This window comes from Paenibacillus vietnamensis (assembly GCF_020169515.1).
GTDB lineage: Bacteria > Bacillota > Bacilli > Paenibacillales > Paenibacillaceae > Pristimantibacillus > Pristimantibacillus vietnamensis.
The window spans coordinates 113,397-133,435 of the sequence record NZ_JAHMHW010000011.1; the positions used below are offsets into that span (position 1 = coordinate 113,397).

Annotated in this window: 24 protein-coding genes and 1 other annotated feature; of the genes, 18 read left to right on the forward strand and 6 right to left on the reverse strand. The window is 48.0% G+C overall.

The genetic code is table 11. The features are described 5' to 3' along the window. Positions 1–3: 3 nt before the first annotated feature. Positions 4–888 (forward strand): carbohydrate ABC transporter permease, encoded by an 885-nt coding sequence (locus tag KP806_RS19165; RefSeq protein ID WP_224725352.1) that lies wholly within the window; start codon positions 4–6, stop codon positions 886–888. Positions 889–911: 23 nt separating this feature from the next. Here KP806_RS19165 and KP806_RS19170 read toward each other — a convergent pair whose 3' ends face one another. Continuing rightward, on the reverse strand, positions 912–1,244 hold the full coding sequence (locus KP806_RS19170; RefSeq protein ID WP_224725411.1) for a hypothetical protein: 333 nt from the start codon (positions 1,242–1,244) through the stop codon (positions 912–914). Between KP806_RS19170 and KP806_RS19175 the strand changes: the two genes are divergently transcribed. From KP806_RS19175 to KP806_RS19205, 7 genes are all read left to right on the forward strand, one after another. Then, entirely contained in the window at positions 1,155–1,724 is a 570-nt protein-coding gene (locus KP806_RS19175; protein WP_224725405.1) for a carbohydrate ABC transporter permease, read from the forward strand. The two genes, KP806_RS19170 and KP806_RS19175, sit on opposite strands and share 90 nt — an antisense overlap. A 40-nt stretch (positions 1,725–1,764) precedes the next feature. Then, the gene (locus KP806_RS19180) at positions 1,765–3,435 is read left to right on the forward strand and encodes an alpha-glucosidase (RefSeq protein WP_224725353.1); all 1,671 of its coding nucleotides are present in this window, start codon (positions 1,765–1,767) and stop codon (positions 3,433–3,435) included. Next, positions 3,432–4,937: a glycoside hydrolase family 32 protein gene (locus KP806_RS19185; RefSeq protein ID WP_224725354.1), complete on the forward strand. Its 1,506-nt coding sequence runs from the start codon at positions 3,432–3,434 to the stop codon at positions 4,935–4,937. The genes KP806_RS19180 and KP806_RS19185 overlap by 4 nt, the downstream gene beginning before the upstream one ends. Positions 4,938–5,177: 240 nt before the next feature. Beyond that, the gene (locus tag KP806_RS19190) at positions 5,178–6,548 is read left to right on the forward strand and encodes an RNA-guided endonuclease TnpB family protein (protein ID WP_224725355.1); all 1,371 of its coding nucleotides are present in this window, start codon (positions 5,178–5,180) and stop codon (positions 6,546–6,548) included. 112 nt (positions 6,549–6,660) lie between these two features. Further along, complete coding sequence (locus KP806_RS19195) at positions 6,661–7,512, forward strand: hypothetical protein (protein WP_224725356.1); 852 nt, start codon at positions 6,661–6,663, stop codon at positions 7,510–7,512. After that, a complete protein-coding gene (locus KP806_RS19200; protein ID WP_224725357.1) occupies positions 7,509–8,111 on the forward strand; it encodes a hypothetical protein in 603 nt (200 codons plus the stop codon). The genes KP806_RS19195 and KP806_RS19200 overlap by 4 nt, the downstream gene beginning before the upstream one ends. Before the next feature lie 242 nt (positions 8,112–8,353). Then, positions 8,354–9,034, forward strand: coding sequence for a protein kinase family protein (locus KP806_RS19205; RefSeq protein ID WP_224725358.1), 681 nt, complete (start codon positions 8,354–8,356; stop codon positions 9,032–9,034). 109 nt (positions 9,035–9,143) lie between these two features. Here the strand turns inward: KP806_RS19205 and KP806_RS19210 are convergent, their stop codons facing one another. Then, on the reverse strand, positions 9,144–9,284 hold the full coding sequence (locus KP806_RS19210; protein ID WP_224725359.1) for a hypothetical protein: 141 nt from the start codon (positions 9,282–9,284) through the stop codon (positions 9,144–9,146). A 173-nt stretch (positions 9,285–9,457) separates the two neighbouring features. Next, positions 9,458–9,714 (forward strand) — a binding site (T-box leader). 72 nt (positions 9,715–9,786) lie between these two features. Here KP806_RS19210 and KP806_RS19215 point away from each other — a divergent pair. Further along, positions 9,787–11,466, forward strand: a complete 1,680-nt coding sequence (locus KP806_RS19215; RefSeq protein ID WP_224725360.1) for a glutamine--tRNA ligase/YqeY domain fusion protein — start codon at positions 9,787–9,789, stop codon at positions 11,464–11,466. A gap of 292 nt (positions 11,467–11,758) precedes the next feature. Here KP806_RS19215 and KP806_RS19220 read toward each other — a convergent pair whose 3' ends face one another. Together KP806_RS19220 and KP806_RS19225 are read right to left on the reverse strand one after the other, a co-directional pair. Then, positions 11,759–11,956 (reverse strand): WGxxGxxG family protein, encoded by a 198-nt coding sequence (locus KP806_RS19220; protein ID WP_224725361.1) that lies wholly within the window; start codon positions 11,954–11,956, stop codon positions 11,759–11,761. Between the two features lie 81 nt (positions 11,957–12,037). Next, positions 12,038–12,538 carry a GyrI-like domain-containing protein gene (locus KP806_RS19225; RefSeq protein WP_224725362.1) on the reverse strand — a complete coding sequence of 167 codons (501 nt, stop codon included), beginning with the start codon at positions 12,536–12,538 and terminating at the stop codon, positions 12,038–12,040. A gap of 140 nt (positions 12,539–12,678) precedes the next feature. On the opposite strand from KP806_RS19225, the gene KP806_RS19230 reads away from it, so the two are divergent. From KP806_RS19230 to KP806_RS19240, 3 genes are all read left to right on the forward strand, one after another. Next, positions 12,679–13,236, forward strand: coding sequence for an RNA polymerase sigma factor (locus KP806_RS19230; RefSeq protein ID WP_224725363.1), 558 nt, complete (start codon positions 12,679–12,681; stop codon positions 13,234–13,236). A gap of 241 nt (positions 13,237–13,477) precedes the next feature. Beyond that, positions 13,478–14,446, forward strand: a complete 969-nt coding sequence (locus tag KP806_RS19235; protein ID WP_224725364.1) for a DUF4871 domain-containing protein — start codon at positions 13,478–13,480, stop codon at positions 14,444–14,446. A gap of 100 nt (positions 14,447–14,546) precedes the next feature. Then, the gene (locus tag KP806_RS19240) at positions 14,547–15,035 is read left to right on the forward strand and encodes a DinB family protein (RefSeq protein WP_224725365.1); all 489 of its coding nucleotides are present in this window, start codon (positions 14,547–14,549) and stop codon (positions 15,033–15,035) included. A gap of 101 nt (positions 15,036–15,136) precedes the next feature. Here KP806_RS19240 and KP806_RS19245 read toward each other — a convergent pair whose 3' ends face one another. Together KP806_RS19245 and KP806_RS19250 are read right to left on the reverse strand one after the other, a co-directional pair. Continuing rightward, positions 15,137–15,454 carry a thioredoxin family protein gene (locus KP806_RS19245; RefSeq protein WP_224725366.1) on the reverse strand — a complete coding sequence of 106 codons (318 nt, stop codon included), beginning with the start codon at positions 15,452–15,454 and terminating at the stop codon, positions 15,137–15,139. Further along, positions 15,455–15,835 (reverse strand): MerR family transcriptional regulator, encoded by a 381-nt coding sequence (locus KP806_RS19250; protein WP_224725367.1) that lies wholly within the window; start codon positions 15,833–15,835, stop codon positions 15,455–15,457. It abuts the gene before it with no gap. Positions 15,836–16,026: 191 nt separating this feature from the next. On the opposite strand from KP806_RS19250, the gene KP806_RS19255 reads away from it, so the two are divergent. The 6 genes from KP806_RS19255 to KP806_RS19275 all read left to right on the forward strand — a co-directional run bounded on the left by KP806_RS19255 (position 16,027) and on the right by KP806_RS19275 (position 20,017). Further along, positions 16,027–16,548: a hypothetical protein gene (locus tag KP806_RS19255; RefSeq protein WP_224725368.1), complete on the forward strand. Its 522-nt coding sequence runs from the start codon at positions 16,027–16,029 to the stop codon at positions 16,546–16,548. Positions 16,549–16,557: 9 nt separating this feature from the next. Next, positions 16,558–16,686 (forward strand): hypothetical protein, encoded by a 129-nt coding sequence (locus tag KP806_RS27650; RefSeq protein ID WP_263575775.1) that lies wholly within the window; start codon positions 16,558–16,560, stop codon positions 16,684–16,686. 1 nt (position 16,687) lies between these two features. Beyond that, positions 16,688–17,155 carry a hypothetical protein gene (locus KP806_RS19260; RefSeq protein ID WP_224725369.1) on the forward strand — a complete coding sequence of 156 codons (468 nt, stop codon included), beginning with the start codon at positions 16,688–16,690 and terminating at the stop codon, positions 17,153–17,155. 147 nt (positions 17,156–17,302) lie between these two features. Beyond that, positions 17,303–17,794, forward strand: a complete 492-nt coding sequence (locus tag KP806_RS19265) for an RNA polymerase sigma factor (protein ID WP_224725370.1) — start codon at positions 17,303–17,305, stop codon at positions 17,792–17,794. Then, positions 17,791–18,783, forward strand: a complete 993-nt coding sequence (locus tag KP806_RS19270) for an anti-sigma factor (protein WP_224725371.1) — start codon at positions 17,791–17,793, stop codon at positions 18,781–18,783. Before KP806_RS19265 ends, KP806_RS19270 begins: the two co-directional genes overlap by 4 nt. Positions 18,784–18,883: 100 nt before the next feature. Continuing rightward, a complete protein-coding gene (locus tag KP806_RS19275) occupies positions 18,884–20,017 on the forward strand; it encodes a glycerate kinase (protein WP_224725372.1) in 1,134 nt (377 codons plus the stop codon). Positions 20,018–20,039 lie beyond the last annotated feature (22 nt).

Genomic DNA, 20,039 nt, shown 5'->3' on the forward strand with positions numbered 1-20,039 from the left:
ATCATGATAAAAGAAAAAAATTCAATGAAACGATTTGGATATCAATTATTTTTCACGGGGCCTACGATGATTACCTTTACGATTGCCCTTTTAATCCCTTTTGCATACGGTTTTTATCTCACTTTGATGAAAATGGCGTCCCCTACGAGTCCCTTGGAATTTTCGGGAATCGACAACTATGTTACGGCAATTCAAGATAAGGAATTTTGGGCCTCCATGTGGCTGACGGTCAAATATATGGCAGGAACCGTCCTATTCGTCAATGTGCTCGGTTTTGTTTTGGCCTTTTTGGTTACTTCGAATATTCGGAGTCAAAATTTTTTCAGAACGGCCTACTTTACTCCGAACCTTATCGGCGGATTGGTGCTCGGCTATATTTGGCAATTTGTTTTTGTACAATCGCTTCCGGCCATTGGCGAGAAATGGGGTATTGATTTTCTGCGACTTGGCTGGCTGGGCGATGAGAAACTGGCTTTTTGGGCTTTGGTCATTGTAACGATCTGGCAATCGGCCGGATATATGATGATCATTTTTATTGCAGGGTTAATCAGCGTTCCGAAGGACATTATCGAAGCGTCGACAATAGACGGCGCAAACGGATGGCAGCGGATGGTCAAAATGATCCTTCCATCGATGGTTCCTTCGTTCGTCGTAACAGTTTTTTTAACTTTGAAAAATGCCTTTATGGTTTACGATATCAACTTCTCCTTAACGGAAGGCGGGCCATATGGCAGCACGACGATGGTTTCCATGCATGTCGTCAATAAAGCGTTTCTGGAGACGAATTACGGCGTTGGACAGGCTGAGGCCATCGTTCTGTTCATTATTGTGGCGAGCGTGACGGGCCTGCAGGTTTATTTCAGCAAGAAAATGGAGGTAGAGGCTTAATGGCAGCTAGCAGGGTCACATCGTTAACGCTCCTTTATTTTTTCCTGGTCTTGGCGTTTGCCATATTCACATTCCCCTTTTTTCTTCTTATCGTAAATTCGTTTAAAACCAATGGCGAAATTCTTGAAAATCCATTTTCGTTGCCCGGAAGCGTCAATTTCATCCATTTTGGGGATGTCATTGAAAAAATGAATTTTCTGGTCACGTTTAAAAATACATTCCTTATTACTGCGGTAAGCGTGATTTTGATCTTGGTCTTTTCGGCCATGACGGCCTACTACATCGTTAGAAACGGCACAACATTTAATAACGCGTTTTTTGCCGTATTGGTCGCTTCCATGATCATTCCATTCCAATCCATTATGATCCCTCTTATTTATATTTACGGGGCAAAGCTGCACTTCATCGATACGGCGCCTGTATCTTTGCTGATTGTTTTATATATCGGGTTCGGCAGCGCTTTTTCGGTTTTTATTTATCACGGTTTCATCAAATCCATTCCTCTCGAATTGGAGGAAGCCGCGTTAATGGACGGCTGCAACCGAAGGCAAACCTTTTTCAAGATCGTACTGCCGATGCTGGCGCCGACATCCATGACCATTGCTATCTTGAACGTGCTTTGGATCTGGAACGATTACCTGCTTCCGTCGCTTATTCTAACCGAAGAGAAAAATTTCACGATGCCAATCAAAATGAAAGTGTTTAACGGAACCTATATGAACAATTGGGAGCTGCTGGTGCCGGCGATTTTGATGACGGTGCTGCCTATTCTCATAGTCTATTTGTTCGGTCAAAGGTTTATCATAAAAGGTTTAATGCAAGGAGCCATTAAATAACAAGAAAATACGGATGGGAGTCCGCAAAGGAGAACGTAGGATGGCAAGCACGTGGTGGAAGGAAAGCATCGTTTATCAAATTTATCCGCGCAGCTTTCAGGATACGAACGGTGACGGAGTGGGGGATTTAAAGGGAATTATACAGCGTCTTGATTATTTGCAATACCTCGGAATCGATGTCATTTGGATCTGTCCGGTTTATGATTCCCCGAATGACGACAACGGTTATGATATACGCGATTACCACGCGATTCTTGAGGAATTCGGGACGATGGACGACATGCTTGAGTTGATCGGCGAAGCGAAGAAATATGGCATTCGGATCATCATGGATTTGGTGGCCAATCATACCTCCGACGAGCATGCCTGGTTTGCAGAATCGCGCAAGTCGAAAGACAATCCGAAACGAGACTGGTACATCTGGAAGGGAGGTACCGGCGGGGGGGAACCGACGAACTGGGAATCGATATTCGGCGGATCAGCATGGGAGTTGGACGAAACGACCGGTGAATATTATTTGCATTGCTTTTCGAAGAAGCAGCCGGATCTTAACTGGGAGAACCCAGACGTACGCCAAGCTGTATTCGATATGATGGAATGGTGGGCTGATCAAGGGATAGCCGGATTTCGCGTAGATGCAGTTACGTTTATCAAGAAGGACCAGCGTTTTCCGCAGCTCGGTAAGGAAGACAATCGGCCTTACGCGCCATTGAACGAAGCTTGTCTCAATCAGCCGGGAATTCTCGATTTTTTGAGAGAGATGAAGGAGAAAGTGCTTATGCCTCGTGAAATGATGACCGTGGCGGAAGCCCCCGGCGTACCGATCGAGCAGATTCCCGATTATTTGGATGAAGAAACAGGCGTTTTCAATATGATTTTTCAGTTTGACCATGTCGATATTGACATTAAACCGGATGCAAGAGGCGTCTATCATCCGTGGAAGCTGTCCGAATTCAAGCGAACGCTTACCAAATGGCAGCTTGAAACGGCTAAATACGGGTGGATGGCGCTGTATTTGGAGAACCATGATCATGTCCGTTCCGTCTCGAAGTTCGGTGATGACGGAAAGTATCGGACCGAGTCTGCGAAGATGCTGGCTGCTTATTATTTTATGATGCGGGGAACACCTTTTATTTATCAAGGCCAGGAAATCGGCATGACGAATTGCCCGATCGATTCTATCGACGAATATGCGGATATTATGAGCCTGAATTTTTACCGTGAAGAGACGAAGCTCGGTAGAGCGGAACCGGAAATTATGGAGTATTTGGCGAAACGGAGCCGCGACCACGGGCGCACTCCGATGCAGTGGGATGCAGGGCCGGCGGCGGGCTTTACGACAGGAGAGCCGTGGCTGAAGGTGAATCCGAATTTCATTCATATCAATGTGGAGAATTCTATATCTGACGATCAGTCCGTCTTGCAATTTTACCGTCAATTGATTAAACTCCGGCGCTCGAACAAAGCGCTTGTCTATGGCGATTATGAGGAAATTTACGCGGAGTCCGATGAAATCGGCGGGTACAGCCGCACGCTCGGGGAAGAACGCTGGACGGTGCTGTGCAACTTTACGGACAGAAGCATCCCTATTGAGGGTTCCTATTCCGACACCATTATTTTATCTAACAGTATGGAGCATGAGCGAGGTATTTTAAAGCCTTATGAGGCTTTGATTAGCAAGTATTTGCTGCCGCATGGAGGGGTAAAATGAACCGTCATCAGAAAGAGATCGACAAGGCGATGAATTCGGTCAACAAGGCGCAAATCGCGGCGAACGCTTCTTATTGGAAACCTCAGTACCACGTATCGCCGCTGGCCAACTGGACGAATGATCCGAACGGATTTGTATATTATAAAGGAGAGTATCACCTGTTTTATCAGCATAATCCATATGAGTCGGTGTGGGGAAGCATTCACTGGGGACATGTCAAAAGCAGCGACCTCGCGTACTGGACTCACCTGCCGATTTCGCTCGCGCCGGAGATGGAGTATGATCGTGACGGGTGTTTTTCCGGCAGTGCCATTGAGAAGGATGGGATGCTTTACCTAATGTATACAGGCAACCAATGGACCGGAAGCAATTATGATACGGATTTAAAACAATTTCAATGTATCGCGGTAAGCGAAGATGGCGTCACTTTTCATAAAATAGCCGAAAATCCAGTTATCCCTGCGGCGCCTGAAGGAGATATTCATCCCAATCACTTTCGTGATCCGAAGGTATGGAAACGGGGCAACGCCTATTACTGCGTTCTAGGCTCAAGGACAAACGATCAGGCCGGTCAAGTTCTGATGTACCGTTCAGCCGATCTGATCCGATGGGAGTTCGTAAATGTGATTGCCGGGGGAGATCCGAAATTGGGCTTTATGTGGGAGTGCCCGGATTTATTTTCTCTGGAGCATCACGACGTATTGATCTTATCCCCTCAAGGCATGAAGCCGGAAGGGCATCTTTATCATAACCTGCATCAGTCCGGTTACCTGCTTGGACGTTTGGATGACGAAACAGGGACGTTTCATCACTGGGATTTTAATCTTCTTGATTACGGTTTTGATTTCTATGCTCCGCAAACCGTTCTTGATGATAGAGGCAGACGGATTATGATCGCATGGATGGCTATGTGGGAAAGCGAAATGCCGGAGCAGCAGCACGGATGGGCTGGAGCCATGACGATTCCGCGCGAATTGAAAATGAAAGACGATAAGATAATTAGCGTTCCTGCCCGGGAGCTTCGAAAATTGCGCCAGGATGAAGTGACTGCGGAGCATGTGCCCGTGTCAGGAAAGGTTGAACTGGAAGGCGTATCGGGCGATTGTTTGGAGCTTGAGGCATGTATCGATGCACAGTCCGCTTTCATCTTTGGCATCCGCTTCAGATGCGACGATCACGGCAAAGAAGCAACCATCCTTTCTTATGATAGGCTTACGGGCATGCTTGCATTAAACCGGAACGAATCGGGTAAAGGTCCCGGCGGAATTCGCGAGGTTCCGGTGGATCTGGTGGAGGGAGAGCTTCATCTTCGTTTGTTTATTGATCGTTCATCTGTGGAAATTTTTATTCAGCGCGGCGAGAAAGTGATGAGCGCAAGAATTTACCCTCAGGAAAGCTCAACCGGTATCGAATTTTTTGCAGACGGACTTATTATATTAAATAAGGTACGGGCTTGGAAATTGAGAAACTGTAGACCAAGCTTAGGGACTTATCTTCGTTAATTATTCAAATTTATTGTGGGCAGCTCATTCTGGTGACTGCCCATCTTTTTTTTGTGCGGCACGTTGAAGGAAATACCAGGAAATCTTAAGCGTTCCTCTAAATTGAACAAAAACTAGCGACGCATTCCCCTTCCAAACTACGTATTGGTGGGGGTTAGTCGCAAAAATTAATTTACAATACCCTTTAACCGAACATATGTTTCTGTTATGATGGTAGTAAATATTGGGAGGTGAGTCCTTGTGGAAGTGGTCAAAACATTAGCATATAAAATTAAAAATCACAGTAAAATTTTCGATAAAACCATCGAAATTTATAACGAAGCACTTAGTTTTATAATTTATGTCATTGACCAAGAATTCGATTCTATTGGTCATTTATCAACGAAATCGTTGGTGCCAGCAGTGGAATCATTCATTCATTTTACAAAGACGAACACCAACCCAAAATATAAAAATTTTGATAGTTTGTTTTACAAATACCCATCGTACCTTCGTAGAAGTACAATCGCTCAAGCTTTTGGTATTGTAAAAAGTTATCGTTCGAATCTACAAAATTGGGAAAATGAAAAAGAGATTGCTTTTTCTCAAGGTCTGCTCTTCAAGAAAAAAGCACCCTCGTTACAATTAAAACACAATGCATTTCCAGTGTTTTATAAAGACAACATGTTCGAAAGAACATCTGACTCCACAGCTTTAATTAAGGTTTTTCATCAAAACGATTGGGTTTGGATAGAAATCGAATTTAAGAAACAAGACCTTTACAAACGTGGTGTTTGGAACTGGAAAGAAAACAATCCTACACTTGTTAAGGTTGGAAAGAAGTATTTCCTTCATATTTCTTACGAGTCGAAAGTGAAACTTAAGAAAGATAAAATTCAAAATATTAGAGCTTGCAATGTGGACCTTGGACTCACAAAATCTGCGGTTTGTTCCATCATGGACTCGAACGGAACTGTCTTGGCAAGAAAATTCATTAACCAATCCAAAGAAAAAGACCGTTTTGCAACCATGATAAACAAACTGAAAAAAGCACAACATGAATCCGGCAAAGGTCCAAAACCTAACTTTTGGAGACGCATTAATGGTTTGCAAGACCAAATTGTAAACGATACTGCTCACCAAATCGTGAAATTCGCAAATAAACACGGTGCTCATGTCATCGTTTTCGAATATCTTGGGAAAATGAAAATGCCGAAAGGGATCTGGGGTGCACGTCGTTTACGACACAAACTACAATTCTGGGCAAAAATGCGCATTCAAAAGAAAGTCGAGCAAATGGCGCATTATTTGGGTATGCGATTTTCGCGAGTAAATGCCAAGAACACCAGCGCTCTTGCTTTCGACGGCAGCGGCGAAATTGTTCGCAGTGACCGCAAGGACCTTTGCACGTTCACAACCGGAAAAAAGTATCATGCCGACCTAAACGCCTCGTATAATATTGGTGCTCGTTATTTCATACGAGAAATACAAAAATCCACTTCTGAAAAGAAATGGTTGTTTCTTCAGGCAAAAGCTCCTGAATTGGCAAAAAGGACTCAATTAACATTGTCTTCATTAATTAGTCTACAACAAGCGCAGGAATCTGTTTCGAAGGTTCCACAGCTCGTGTAGTACCGTATTTAAGATAATGGAAGCTCCATCTATAGCGCGTTAGCGTTTAGGTGGAGAGGTTCACAAATGTGGTAAGCTCTTCTCATCTCATTGGAGGGGCGGTGAATAGAGAATGCATTCGATCCCAAGCGCGAATCCACGCTCGAAATGGGGCGGGAAGCTGCTTTGGCCGATTGTTGTGCTGATCATTGCGGCGAGCTGGGTCGGTAATGTCTGGTATTACAAAGTCATGCAGCTCGAAAACCCGGTTTTCCTGAAGCATTACGTTACGATAAACGGCTTTCAGAACGAATTGCTCGAATTGAGTTTTTTGGAGAACAAAAAGAATGGCAGGAAGGTGACGGGTGTCCGGCTAGAGGAGCTTCCGATGCTCCGGTTCCAGATTAACCCGTACCCGGATGACTACAGGCATCAGCAGCTCGGAAAGGCTTATGCCGAGTGGAGCCACGATGAAGCCGGGCAGCTGGAGAAGGTGCCGCTTACGATTAAGGAAGCCACGGTCTATTACAGTGAGGGGCATCCCGAAACCGTTGATATCGGGGAAATTCATCTGGTGTGGGAGCAGGATGAAGGCTTGCTGGATATGTCGTCAAGCGGCGGTTCCTCGAACGGAGACGGCCATTACAGTGTGATCGTGAAGCAGCCGCTTACCTTGGAGCAAGTCGATTATCGTTTTAGTGAACGGCTGGGCTCTATGTTCTCTTTGTCAATCGCCGGTCAGGATGAACCGGTTCCACAGCTGCCTATGAAGCTTGCCGCCGGGGATCCGCTGACTTTTAACTACCAATGGACCATTCCGGATGATTCGGCGAAAGCCTTTGAGGTGTACAAAACGGATATGCTGCTCACCTTCAAAACAGAAGACGGAAGAACGGTCACCGGCAGTTTGCCAATCAACTTCAATCTCTACTTGAACGAGAAGCAACTCAAGCGTCTCGTCCGCTCGGGAGGTGAGCTGTCTTGAATCCGTCAATGCGAAGCGCATTAAGAAGGCTTGGCTGGGGCCTTCTGTTTCCGCTTGTCGATCTTCACTTGGGCATCTTTGATATTTTCCCGGACATTATCGGATACGTGATGATCCTGTTCTCCTTAGGCCGGCTCGGAGCGGTGGACGGCGGATTCAAAGCGGCTAGCTTGCTGGCGGGAATTCTCATCTTGTTGTCCTTGCCGCAGCTTGTTACGAAAACGAGCATTGATATCAATCAATTAGCCGCCGCGCCGCTCGGCTTGCACGTTTACATGCAAGCAGCGTCCATCCTGCATGCTTTGCTCGTCTATTTCATTTTTCGCGGTCTGCATGCGATCGCGGAACCGATTGCCCCGCGGGAGCTGCGGGATGCCCTCACCTTCAGGCTAAAGTTTTATATGACGTTATTCTGCGCACAGCTTTTCTTGTATCCGTTCCTGCTAAATATGGAAGACAGCTGGGCGATCATGCTCCTTTTCATCGGCTTCTTCATGCTGGTTGCGGAGCTGCTGCTGATCCGGCTGCCGTTTCGTTTATCGCGTCTGCGAAATGCTCCAATCGAGCATGACGATAATCCGGGAGCGGCGCCTCTATAAAAATAAAAGATTTTTAACCATGATTTTTATGATGTTTGGTTTTGGGCTGTTCTTCAGTGGAGAATGATTAATCAACGAGGGATATCAAGGGGTAAGGGGTTGCCGCAGCAGCTCCTTTTTGCTTTTTCATAAAATAAGAGGTTAGATACATATCTCCGCCATTAAGCTTTACGATTGGGCAGGTATGCTTAGTCAGTTGCTCGAATAAATAATAAATATTTCTAAAGAGAACGGGAGGGATTGTGATTTCGGATTGGAAACAAGCTGAAGAGGCACTGAGGGATATTGAAGTCGTTGGACATAAAAACAATATGCCTGTTTCCGTCATCGGTTCTCTGGAAAATTTGCGTTGCATCGGCATCGGAACGGATGCTGCGGTTTTTTATTACCCGGACACCCCTGATTACGCATATAAAGTGTATTCCGCTCAGGCATTAGAGAAGAAGGAAGTGGAAGAAAAAATATACAAACGCTTAGAAGGATCGCCGTATTTCCCCCAATGTTATGGATCCGGACCTAACTATTTGGTATTGAGTTTCGAACAGGGAATTACTTTGTATGATTGTCTTGTACAAGGTGTCCGTGTTCCGGAGCAAGTGATCCAAGACGTTGAGGAGGCCCGCGAATTTGTCCGGACAAAGGGGCTGAACCCAAGGGATATTCATCTGAAAAATGTTCTTTTGCAAGAGGGAAGAGGAAAAGTTCTTGATGTTTCGGAATATATCAAGGAAGGAAACGATAGCCGGTGGGAACATTTGGTATGGACATATAAACATGTTTATCCTCTGATACGCGAGGTGCAGGTGCCTTTATGGATCTTGGAAACCATAAAGAACTGGTATAACCGTATTAACAGGGTGAATTTTGGAATAGAAGACTTCACTAAACGAGTGACCCGGCTTTTCTTTGGGGAACGCAAATGATCGGTGACAATAAAAAAGAACTGGGGCAGCAGCGCGATCCCAGTTCTTCTCTATATAAATCGGCTATCTCTTGATTTCCGAGCTGAATCGCAAGCTTCAGCGCAGAGATTTATTCCATTCGAGGCTTCGTTTTCTGTTTATTGAAAAAGGATTTTACGGTGCCGATCACCTTGTTGCGGGCGTGTTTATTCCTCATCAGATAGGTAACACCCATTCCGATTGCGCTAAGCAGCATTTTATTTCTTTTCATTATGGCAATGTCCTCCTCGCGTTATGGTTAACATGTAGTTACCCATTTTGGCAAGGATTTAAGCAGCAATGCTCGAATTCGGTGTGTTCCGGATTACAGCGGAGAAAGGTTACCGCTTGCGCGGAATGCCCGTTTACAAAATTGGGAATCATTTGATACCATATAAGCATCATGCAAACGCGACGACGAGAAGAGTAAGGGATTGCACGCTTTCGCAGAGAGCTCCGGCAGCTGAAAAGGAGCAAAGCGCCTCTCCCCGAACCAAGCCTCCGAGCAGCGCGCCGGAACTTTCGAGGGGATGGCGCGACGGGTGCTCCCGTTACAGGGCTAGAGTATAAGCATTGCCTGCAATGCCGTACTTGAAGAGGTTAGTATGGCGACATGCTAATGAATCTGGGGTGGCACCGCGAACAAAAGCTTCGTCCCCAAGACGCAAAGTCTTGGAGGTGAAGCTTTTTTATTTTTGGCGGCCATATCCCATTTTTATTAGGAGGAACAAGCCATGGAACATGATAAAGAGCGTACAGCGGACAGCTTTCTGTATAAACAAATCTGCAAAGAGCTTGAAGAGGAGCCCTTCGGCAGAAGCATGTGCACCCGGTTTCCGCCCGAGCCGAACGGTTATCTTCATATCGGCAGCGCCTATGCGATACACACGAATTATACAATGGCGCAAAGGTTCGGCGGGACGTTTCATCTGCGCTTTGACGATACAAATCCGCTGAAGGAAGATATCGCGTATGTTAAGGCGATTATCGAGGATATCAAATGGCTGGGCTACGATCCGGGAGAGTATATTTATTACGGCTCGGATTATTCGGAGCGCATTTACGAGGCGGCGGTCGCCTTGATCCGGAAGGGTAAAGCCTACGTTTGCGACCTGACGCCGGAGGAGGTAGCGGGCTACCGCGGTACGCTGACGGAGCCGGGGAAAAACAGCCCTTACCGGAATCGTACGCCGGAAGAAAATCTGGAGCTGTTCATCAACATGAAAAAGGGCGCGTTTCCGTCCTCCTCCAAAGTGCTCCGCGCCAAAATCGACATGGCGTCCCCGAATATGAACCTGCGAGATCCCGTCATTTACCGGATCATCCATGCGGAGCATTACCGGACGGGCGGGGAATGGTGCATCTATCCGATGTACGATTTTGCCCATCCGATTCAGGACGCGATAGAGGGCATCACGTATTCCTTATGCTCGATCGAATTCAAGGATCACCGCCCATTGTACGATTGGGTGCTGCAAGAGCTTGAGATTCCGGAGCCGCCGCGGCAAAGGGAGTTTGGCCGGCTGAGCTTGACGGGGGTCGTGACGAGCAAGCGGTTTTTGCGGCAGCTGGTGGAAGGCGGCTATGTGGACGGCTGGGACGATCCGCGGCTGCCTACGATCCAAGGCTTAAGACGGAGAGGGTTCACGCCTGAAAGCATACGCGGCTTCATTGAAGAGATCGGCAGCATCCGGACGCAGAGCACGGTGGACATTTCGATGCTAGAGCATTCGTTAAGGCAGCATCTCAAGGCGGAGACGACCAGCGTGATGGTTGTGCTTAAGCCTTTGAAGGTTGTCATTGTCAATTACCCCGAAGGCGGCACAGAGCTGCTGAGTATCGAAAACAATAGCGAGAACGATGCGCTGGGCAAGAGGGAGGTTCCTTTTTCGCGAGTCCTGTATATCGAACGGGAAGATTTTCTCGAGCAGCCGGTTAAAGGCTATCACCGTTTGAGTCCGGGCGCGGAGGTCCGTTTGAAGGGGGCGTATTTCATCAAATGCGAGGAAGCGGTCAAAGATCCGGCAACGGGCGAAATTACGGAGCTCCGCTGCACCTACGATCCGCAGACGAAAAGCGGCTCCGGCTTTACCGGGCGCAAGGTAAAAGGGACAATCCACTGGGTTTCGGCGGAGCATGCAGTTAAAGCTGACGTTTATCTGTACGATAAGCTGCTGCTGGAGCAGGACGTTCCCGAGGAGGAAGGAGACTGGATGGAGCTCATCAATCCGGACTCGCGTGTTGCTGTGGCGGATGCGCTTGCGGAGCCGGCTGTGCTGGGTGCCAGGGCGGAAGATAAGCTGCAATTTTTCCGCCATGGTTACTTCTGCGCCGACCGGAAGAGCTCGACCCGCGAACGTCCCGTATTCAACCGGATCGTGCCGTTGAAGGACGGCTGGGGGAAGCGGCTGTAAATTAAGCGAAGGACGAGGATAGTTAACTATACGTAGGGAAAACATATGAGCTGTTTGACGGATTTTGGGATTCTTTTTGGAGGTCGCCTAGAATAAACAACCTGCCGCATGAACTGCGGCAGGTTGTTTTCCGGCACGAGAATCTTAGTGCTTCCTGATGATCGCGCAAATGTAGCAGATGTGTTTTAAACCCTTTATTTTCTTAACATTTTCACAGTGAACACATTTCATAATCGCTTCACCTTAACTTAATTATTATGTAGATCTGCTCAAAAGAGCAGAAATGGAGTGATTAGGTGCGCTCCCGGTTGCGGCCTCTTAAGCCAAGTAAACCAGCCAAGCCAAGTAAACCAAGCCAGTTCCAATCCATATCGTTATCATTGGTTGCTGCAGCGTTTGTCCGGTAATTTTGGTTATCCGCAAAGGCAGGGATGGTTAATGCAGAGGAGACGATTGTGAAAGCCAAAACTAATGCAAAAACTTTTTTCATGTGGTGATTTCTCCTTTAAGTTAAAGTTTTTGATGAGTTTAAGCTTCCCTGATTGAAAATGAATTATTCTGCGGCTTCCGCTTATAATTCCTTCAAAGCAATAAAAACGTCAATCTCGTTGTCTTCTTGATCGTGTTTGTACCGCTCGTCCCAAACCTCGAAATCATACCCGTCGGGTTGGCGGCCGTTTTGCCGCATCCAATCGTTATACAACAGGTCGTAAGTACGTCCAAGCTCGGATTCGGGTCCTATGTGCGTCATCGTCACGTAGCTGCGGGCGGGGAGGTTATGCACGATCATGCCTTTGGGCGGAGCGGATCCTTCCGGTACTTCAAAGGCCAATATTTGCGTAAAAGCATCCACGTGCGGATTGAAGTTTTCCTTCATCGGATAAATTTGGACCAGATGCACATTCTCGGATAACCGCGGGCCGATTTCATCCTTCCGGCTTATAAGCGATTTGTAGGCGCTTGTACCGATATTCGTCTCCACAATTTGCTGCAGATTAGCATCATAGGTTACGCCAATTACCGTAAAAGCAGGGATATCCACAATCGTCGGCTGATGATAAATCGTTTGCATAAGAACCCTCCCATCATAATGGCACGTCCTTTTGATATTATCAGAAAATTCCAGTTATGTAACATGAATTTTTTGAAAGATATGAACACGGGAACCTTTTTCCTTTTTAGTTGTCTAATACATGTAGGGGAGGGAAGCTGATGGAGGAGAACTATCTAAATACAGCCATAAGCTTGGGTGCTCCCGAGATAGAGGAATTGGTGCACCGTTATTGGCATGAGATATGGCAGTATGCGTTTTTTCTCACGCGGCATGAACAGTTGGCCGAAGACATTGCTCAAGACACCTTTGTTCAAGCTTTTCGGTCAATAAGCTCCTTTCGGGGAGAATGCTCGGTCAAAACCTGGCTATTCAAGATCGCTCGTAATACTGCGTTTAACTACCGGAAATCCGCTTTTTTCAGGAAAGTTACTTTATTCGGATTGCTAAAAGACAAAACAGCCTCTTTCTCAGCTGAAGCGCATTATTTTAATAACATGCTAACGGATGAAATTTGGGAGGCGGTGCTTGCGCTGCCGAAACGTTACCGGGAAATAATCATTCTTCATGCCCACTATGGTCTTACTCATGCGGAGCTTGTTGATCTGCTTGGAATTTCGGCAGGTACGATTAAATCCAGGCTTCACCGGGCGCGAGCGATGTTAAAACAAATGATGGAGGAGGCGGAGACAAATGTGGAGACGAATGCAAGAGAATGATTCGGCACTGGATGAAAGGCTTCGCCGCGGACCATTTCGAGAGCGGCGCAGACCGTCTGTCGAACGCTTGCGGGCCATTCATGACCGTGTTGCCGTGGAGTCGGCAGTAAATAAGAGAGCAAAACGATTGCTGATGGTAATTGGAGCCGCGGCCGCTTCCGTCATTTTATTTCTGACGATCGCTTTCTTATTCGAAATGCCGGGAGGCTTTTCGGATCAACGACTGTCTGGGGCCAGCGGCTTGGAGGAAACGCTCAAGATACCGCTTGGAAGGACTCCTGAAGAAGCGGTCGAGAAGTTTAGAGGGGGCCAAATGGGCAGGGTCATTCATAGGGAGAGCGTGGACGGAGGTATGTTGTTATTTTATAAAAAGGAAAATGAGCTGAAAACAAGCGGCCTGCAGCTTGAGTTTGTGCGTAAAAGCTGGTTCGGTTGGAAATGGGGAATGGGCGGGGGATACAGCATTAGCTTCAGCTACGTACAGGATGCATCACAGAAAATGGCTGCAAGCTTTATGGCGATGCCTTACTCGAAAGGAAGTCTGAGTGTTCCGTTTCCTATTTTCTTCGGGGAGCTCTTGGATGATTCGGTTCAACAGGTCGCCGTTGCTGTAGAAAACGACGATGTTGAGCAACAAGCAACCGTTATTCGGGAAGGGCTGGAGACGCCGATATGGTTCGCCGCCCTCCCCCGGACTGCCGCTGTGCCTTACCGGATTGAACTTTACGATGGTGATGGGACGATGACAGGGAGCAAGACCGTAAATGACCCAACGGATTCAGACCTTGTTACATTGAGGGCGGATGCGAATGGAGATTTCAAAGATTGGGCTCTGAGCCCGCTCTTCGAGACACAGGGAAAGGACGCTGATGGGAATACGATCATCACGATGCTAAGAGGAATAGAAAATAAGCTGGGCATGATCGACTCACCGCTCATCGTCGGAACGCCTCAGAAGGTGTTGTGGCATTTTTGGGGCGACCAAGATGTGCTGGAAGGGAACCTTAGAATTGAGGGAACAAGTGCGGAGACCGGAGACACAGTGGTTCTTTTCGAAACGCGGCTCACGAAAGGGGCTTCCGTCCGGGGATCGACTACTTCGGCGCCCTCTAGTATAAGGCTTACCGAATTGGGCCTCTGGAAGCTCGACGTTTATATCAACGACGACTTATTTGGCTCTGTGATTGTGGAAGGGAAAGACTCGTATTGATTAGTCCGAAAAGTTCATGTACGATCTTCATAGAAAACCGCAGACAAAACGCGCATCAGTCAGTCGAATGGACAATAAAATTCGCAAAGGAGCGAAAAAAGTGACCGGTACAATGCAAATTAGGGATCACCTGCTGCAGGAGCTGCAACTGGGCGTTAAGACAAGCTGCTCGCTGATTAAATTGATTAGGGAAGAGGAATGGGATTTCCGGCCGCAGGACAATATGCGTACTCTGCTGCAGCTGGTTCACCATTTGACCGCGATCCCGGCCTCCGATTTGGCCATTCTGCAGGAGAAGCCGCAGCCCGAGGTCGATAAGGTTGAGCATTCCGCGTCGGATATAAGGGAAACTGAGGAATTGGTTAAACGTTTTCAAGCGAACTACGATACGTTCCGTGATTACATCGTATCCTTGAGCGAGGATGAGCTGCTGAACAAGTCGACGAAAGCTTTTTATTCGGATCATGGAATGGTGCAGGTCAAATGGCTGATCGAGGTCGTCACGCATACGTTCCATCATCGCTCGCAGCTGTACAATTACTTGAAGCAATCGGGGCATGAGCTGAGCTTTTTTATGCTGTATGGTTAATGCGCGGTCAATCATATAGGAAACGGAAAAAAGGGCAGCTCTGCAAGCCATCGAGGATGGCTTTTGCGAAAGAGACTGTCCTTTTTTCATGTGTCCTCGGATTACCGATGTTTGTCGAGCACTTGACGATAGACGTTTTTTGGACGCAGCCCGACGAGCTTCTCCATCGGCTCACCGTTTTTGTAGACGATAACGGTAGGCATGCTCATCACTCCGGCTTCCGAAGCGGCATCCGGCAGGTCATCGCAGTTCACCTTCACGATAGGGATTTGGCCTTTCAAATCCCGGTCGAGCTCTTTGAGAATCGGCAGCAGCGTTCTGCAAGGCGGACACCATGGCGCCCCGTAATCGACAAGTGTCAGCCCTTTTTTTACCATGCTTTTCAAATCGGCGTTACTTTCCGCATTGATCATCGTCATTTACGTTTCCTCCCCGTTTTGTATCGTTTGTGTCATCTCAGCCTGCACGGAAGCAATCCGGTCGATCAGGTTGTTCCTGATTTGGCTCAGCTGCACGATTTGCCGCTCGATCTCCTCCAGCTTCTGGCGGTAAACAGGCAAAACCTGCGAGCAGAATGCTTCCTTATTCATCAATACGCAGGATAAAAATCCGGCAATTTGCTCCGTCGTAAGCCCCAAATTCAAATAAAGCTTGATTGCGGCCACCGTCTCTACCGTCAGCGGCGAATATTCACGGTACCCATTGGCCAAACGGGCCGGCGCGATCAGTCCTTGCTTTTCATAATATCGGAGCGAACGGATGCTGACCCCCGTGGCTTCCGATAATTCCCCTATTTTCATAACATTCCCCCGGGTTCCCTTGATCGAAAAAGGTTCTACTCCATTATAAAGTCTGACATTAGTGTCAGAGTCAAGCGCTTTTGGAGCCCTATTTTTTCAAAATAAAGGATTTTGACTTATGGTCGAAGAAAGGTAAATGCTGACAGTTTAACATACGCGGGACAAATCATAAAAAAGAACGGAGACCGAATATGAGCGAGTTCAGCGCAAGCTACCATTTGAAAGCAGGAGATCGGGAGGAGGCCATCGCTCTTATCCGAAATGCGGGGCATCAAGGCTACGTCTACCCGGAGCAAAACGGCTGGGTCACCTTTGTCGTCCGCGGCGACGTATTTGAAGTAAATGAGGAGATTATCGCCGCTAATACAGGATTGCTGGTGTATTACATTTATGCAGAGGACCACGGCTGGGGGATGCGGATTTTTCAGAAAAACGAGCCGGTCTTCGAGTATTCGGCAGATTGGAATGAAGAATTGCGTATCGAGAAGCCTACATACGACTTGGAGCTGATCCGGAAGCTGATTGGGGAGCAGGGAAATTCGGACGAGGGAATTGAAGCATTGTTCGAGACGGATGAGGAAGAGATGTTCGGGCTCGACGAACCGCCGGCCTACACGATTGCGGAAAGTCTGGGGCTGACTTATTTTGCGTGGGTTTCGGCGGATTATTTGGAAAACGACGGAGTCGATCCTTCGATCGCTGAGGTAGAGTAGGAGGCCGAAATGGATTACGTCATTGCGGGGCTGCTCATTGTCATCGTCGGCTTGCTGCTGCATATCAATCAAAAGATCCCAAGCAGGGATGTGGTGAAGGAAGCGATGGAAAGAGACAGAATCAGGAAAGGAGAATAAATTGACCGGAAAGAAAAAGGTTTATGCTCGCCGGGTTCTGTTTTTGTATATGATGACGGTGTTTGCTCTGGTGCTCAGTGCATGCGGCACGTCAGAGAGGCATATGAATTATGAAGCGTTCATCATAGAAACCATGGAACAGAATGACGAGGGGATGTTCGTCAAGACAGGTTACAAGAAAGTGAACGCGATAACGATCGTCGAAGAGGGCAAGCATCACTTGAATGCCGAGGTAAAAATGATTGAGGATCACTACGATTTGAAAGGCGATTATTTGAAAACAGAGCTTATTTATTCCAAGTCCGACAAGTCCAAGCTCCTCCATTCGCTGGATGGAGACGAGCGGAAGAAGACGCTGCAGGAGCCTTCCACCATTCTTGTCCCTGATGAGCTGAAGGAATCTCGGAGCATCATGCTGACGGAGGAAGAGCAGCTGCGGGTGAAGGAGCATGTGGAGGCTTATTTCTGATGAATTATACGGAAGCAGATCGCGACTGCACGATGAAAGCTTTCTGGGTGAAGATCCGGGAAGCTTTTTTTTCATGGCTGGAAAATCTTTTACCGTTACTCTAACATTCGAGTTGGTCGTCCGTTATATAGGTGAAGGAGGTGGAGAATGGAGCCCGGACAGCTGCATCAACTGCTCCAACCCAAGTTAACCGAAATAAAAAAATACCTGATCCGTCTGGGAGCCGCTCCGTCCGACGCGGAGGATATCGTACAGGATACCGTCTACAAAGCATTTCTGTACATTGGATCGATCGAAGCGAATAAATTCAGCGCGTGGTTATACAAGGTCGCGATCAACCGTTACTATGACTTATGCCGCCGAAAAAAATGGATTCAAGTACCGATCGATTCGGTGGACATCCCGGATTCGGAGCTGCCGGAGGACAAGCTGCTGCAAAAGGAGAAGCGGGAGGAAATCGAAGCCGTTCTCGATGATTTGCTTCCCCACCACAAGCAACTTTTAATCATGAAATATGAATTAGAGCTTTCATACCAGGAAATCGCCGAACTGCTTGGAGTGAAGATCGAGCAGGTAAAATCAACGTTGTATTATGCCCGCAAGCAATTTCAAAAAAGGTACAGAGGTGAAGAAAGATGACAGCTCCATGGGGAGACGAAGACCCTATCAAACTTTCAAAAACGATCAAAAGGGCGAAAAGAAATACGATCATCCGGAATATTGTAATTTCGTTTTGTGTGTCGCTGCTTTTGCTGTTCGTTGCAGTGATCGTGAATGTTCAGCTTATTAACTCAAGTTCTCGGCATGCCCAGTTAGACGAATACGCGCTCCAGAGCATCAGTGGGCCCAATCAATATCTTTCGAACTATACGGACGAACGTGGTTTTTTATCAGGAAGGTTAGAATTTGAAATGTATAAGATCATTGAAGGCGTGCCGATACCTTGGCTCACAAAAAAGACGGCATACAACGTGTTTCCTTTGTTTTCTTTTATTAGTCTAGCAGGTGGCGACTCTTCGATATCTCTCCCCGATCCGGATTTTCGTCAACAAAACTTTGAATATAATCGCAACTATAACGGGCAAAACGGACAAAGAGAGATGATGTTTTACATTCCGGAAGTGGATTATAACGGCAAAATTGTAAACGACTTGCCTGCCGTAGAGCAAATGGACAAGGATCAACTGGTTGAAATGGCTGTTTCGTTCGATAAACCTTATTCGCTTGCGGAGGTACGGTCGATGCTTCCTGCGGAGCTGACCCAGATGTGGTATTGGGTAGATACTTACGATAACAGAAAATATTTTGAACCGTACAAGGATGGGAATGGAAAAATGAGCTATGCTGTCCCGCTGGGTGAAGACTGGTTATACGGGTTTGGCGTCAATCTCGACGGGCCGGAAGTGAAGGAAGTGGATTTTATTGAGTCGCTGGAGCTAGGGCTGGACGGGCGCTATCACTATGAATTTAATCGAATTTATAACTATCTGAAGGGGGATAAAGCTAAACCTGAAGCTTCAGATATTCGGCTGCTGGGCGTCGTTGTGACGGGAACAGCGCAAGAGATGCTAAGTCTAGACGGACAGCCTTATGTCAGGGCGGCGGCATTAGGCGCGGTTGTCGATTAATCGGCTGAATGCCGGCAAAGGAGATTGGCTCCCGGAGGGAGAATATGCAAAAGGAAACGATGGATCTTCATGAATCGTGCAGGAGAGAAGGAGGAGCAGCATGAAAATCATAATCGCGCCGGATTCCTTCAAAGGGTCGATTTCGGCGCAGGATTTGTGCGAATCGATCCGCGGCGGCATTGAGGCGGTCGTTCCTTCGGCCGAAGCGGTGGAGCTGCCGATGGCGGACGGAGGAGAGGGCACGCTGGATGCGCTCATCTATGCGACCAAAGGAACGAAATGCGAATGCGAGGTAAAGGATCCGCTCGGCAGACCGGTCAAAGCCTCTTATGGCATTATGGGAGACGGGCAAACGGTCATGATTGAGATGGCGCAGGCATCAGGCTTAACCCTTTTGCAGGAAAGCGACCGGAATCCGTTAATCACCTCCAGCTATGGAACGGGAGAACTGATTCGCCGTGCCTTGCGCGCCGGATACCGCAAATTCGTGGTCGGTCTTGGCGGAAGCGCGACGAACGACGGCGGTGCCGGCATGCTCCGTGCGCTTGGTGCCTCGTTCACGGATGAATCGGGTGCGCAAATTCCCGAAGGCGGTGCGGGGCTGGCGCAGCTATCGGCGATCGATTTGTCGGGACTTGATTCTGCCGTACGGGAATCGGCCTTTCGAATCGCAGGCGACGTCACGAATCCGCTGTGCGGGCCCTCCGGAGCGTCGTCCGTGTTCGGACCGCAAAAAGGGGCAACGGAAGAGATGGTCCGCCGCTTGGATGAAGCGTTGAACCGCTACGGAGAGGTGCTGCTTCAGGTCACGGGTACAGACGTGCGCCAAATGCCGGGCAGCGGGGCCGCAGGGGGAATGGGCGCCGCGCTGCTCGCCGTATTGCAGGCGGAGAGCGGCTCCGGCATCGATCTGGTGATGGAGGCTGTAGATTTTGAAGATAAGCTGCAAGGTGCAAGCATGGTCATAACGGGAGAGGGCAGGCTCGACCGGCAAACCCTGTCCGGAAAAGTCATCGCGGGAATTTGCCGTAAGGCGCGGGCGAATCAAATCCCCGTCATTGCTTTATGCGGGAGAATGGATCTGACAGCAGAAGAGATGGACGAGCTGGGGCTGACAGCAGCCTTCTCCATTGTGCCGGGACCCTGCACGCTTGAGGAGGCCATGGCCGGCGCTTCGTTATGGGCCAGATTGCGTACGGAACAGATCATGCGCCTATATACAATGAATCGTTAACGGGCTATACACAGACGGAGAG

Coding starts and splice junctions, on each gene's coding strand:
- KP806_RS19265 (WP_224725370.1), top strand. CDS start 17,303: ATGGAGCCCGGACAGCTGCATCAACTGCTCCAACCCAAGTTAACCGAA.
- KP806_RS19245 (WP_224725366.1), bottom strand. CDS start 15,454: ATGACGATGATCAATGCGGAAAGTAACGCCGATTTGAAAAGCATGGTA.
- KP806_RS19165 (WP_224725352.1), top strand. CDS start 4: ATGATAAAAGAAAAAAATTCAATGAAACGATTTGGATATCAATTATTT.
- KP806_RS19175 (WP_224725405.1), top strand. CDS start 1,155: ATGACGGCCTACTACATCGTTAGAAACGGCACAACATTTAATAACGCG.
- KP806_RS19250 (WP_224725367.1), bottom strand. CDS start 15,835: ATGAAAATAGGGGAATTATCGGAAGCCACGGGGGTCAGCATCCGTTCG.
- KP806_RS19270 (WP_224725371.1), top strand. CDS start 17,791: ATGACAGCTCCATGGGGAGACGAAGACCCTATCAAACTTTCAAAAACG.
- KP806_RS19215 (WP_224725360.1), top strand. CDS start 9,787: ATGGAACATGATAAAGAGCGTACAGCGGACAGCTTTCTGTATAAACAA.
- KP806_RS27650 (WP_263575775.1), top strand. CDS start 16,558: ATGGATTACGTCATTGCGGGGCTGCTCATTGTCATCGTCGGCTTGCTG.
- KP806_RS19230 (WP_224725363.1), top strand. CDS start 12,679: ATGGAGGAGAACTATCTAAATACAGCCATAAGCTTGGGTGCTCCCGAG.
- KP806_RS19225 (WP_224725362.1), bottom strand. CDS start 12,538: ATGCAAACGATTTATCATCAGCCGACGATTGTGGATATCCCTGCTTTT.
- KP806_RS19255 (WP_224725368.1), top strand. CDS start 16,027: ATGAGCGAGTTCAGCGCAAGCTACCATTTGAAAGCAGGAGATCGGGAG.
- KP806_RS19195 (WP_224725356.1), top strand. CDS start 6,661: ATGCATTCGATCCCAAGCGCGAATCCACGCTCGAAATGGGGCGGGAAG.
- KP806_RS19185 (WP_224725354.1), top strand. CDS start 3,432: ATGAACCGTCATCAGAAAGAGATCGACAAGGCGATGAATTCGGTCAAC.
- KP806_RS19220 (WP_224725361.1), bottom strand. CDS start 11,956: ATGAAAAAAGTTTTTGCATTAGTTTTGGCTTTCACAATCGTCTCCTCT.
- KP806_RS19180 (WP_224725353.1), top strand. CDS start 1,765: ATGGCAAGCACGTGGTGGAAGGAAAGCATCGTTTATCAAATTTATCCG.
- KP806_RS19275 (WP_224725372.1), top strand. CDS start 18,884: ATGAAAATCATAATCGCGCCGGATTCCTTCAAAGGGTCGATTTCGGCG.
- KP806_RS19210 (WP_224725359.1), bottom strand. CDS start 9,284: ATGAAAAGAAATAAAATGCTGCTTAGCGCAATCGGAATGGGTGTTACC.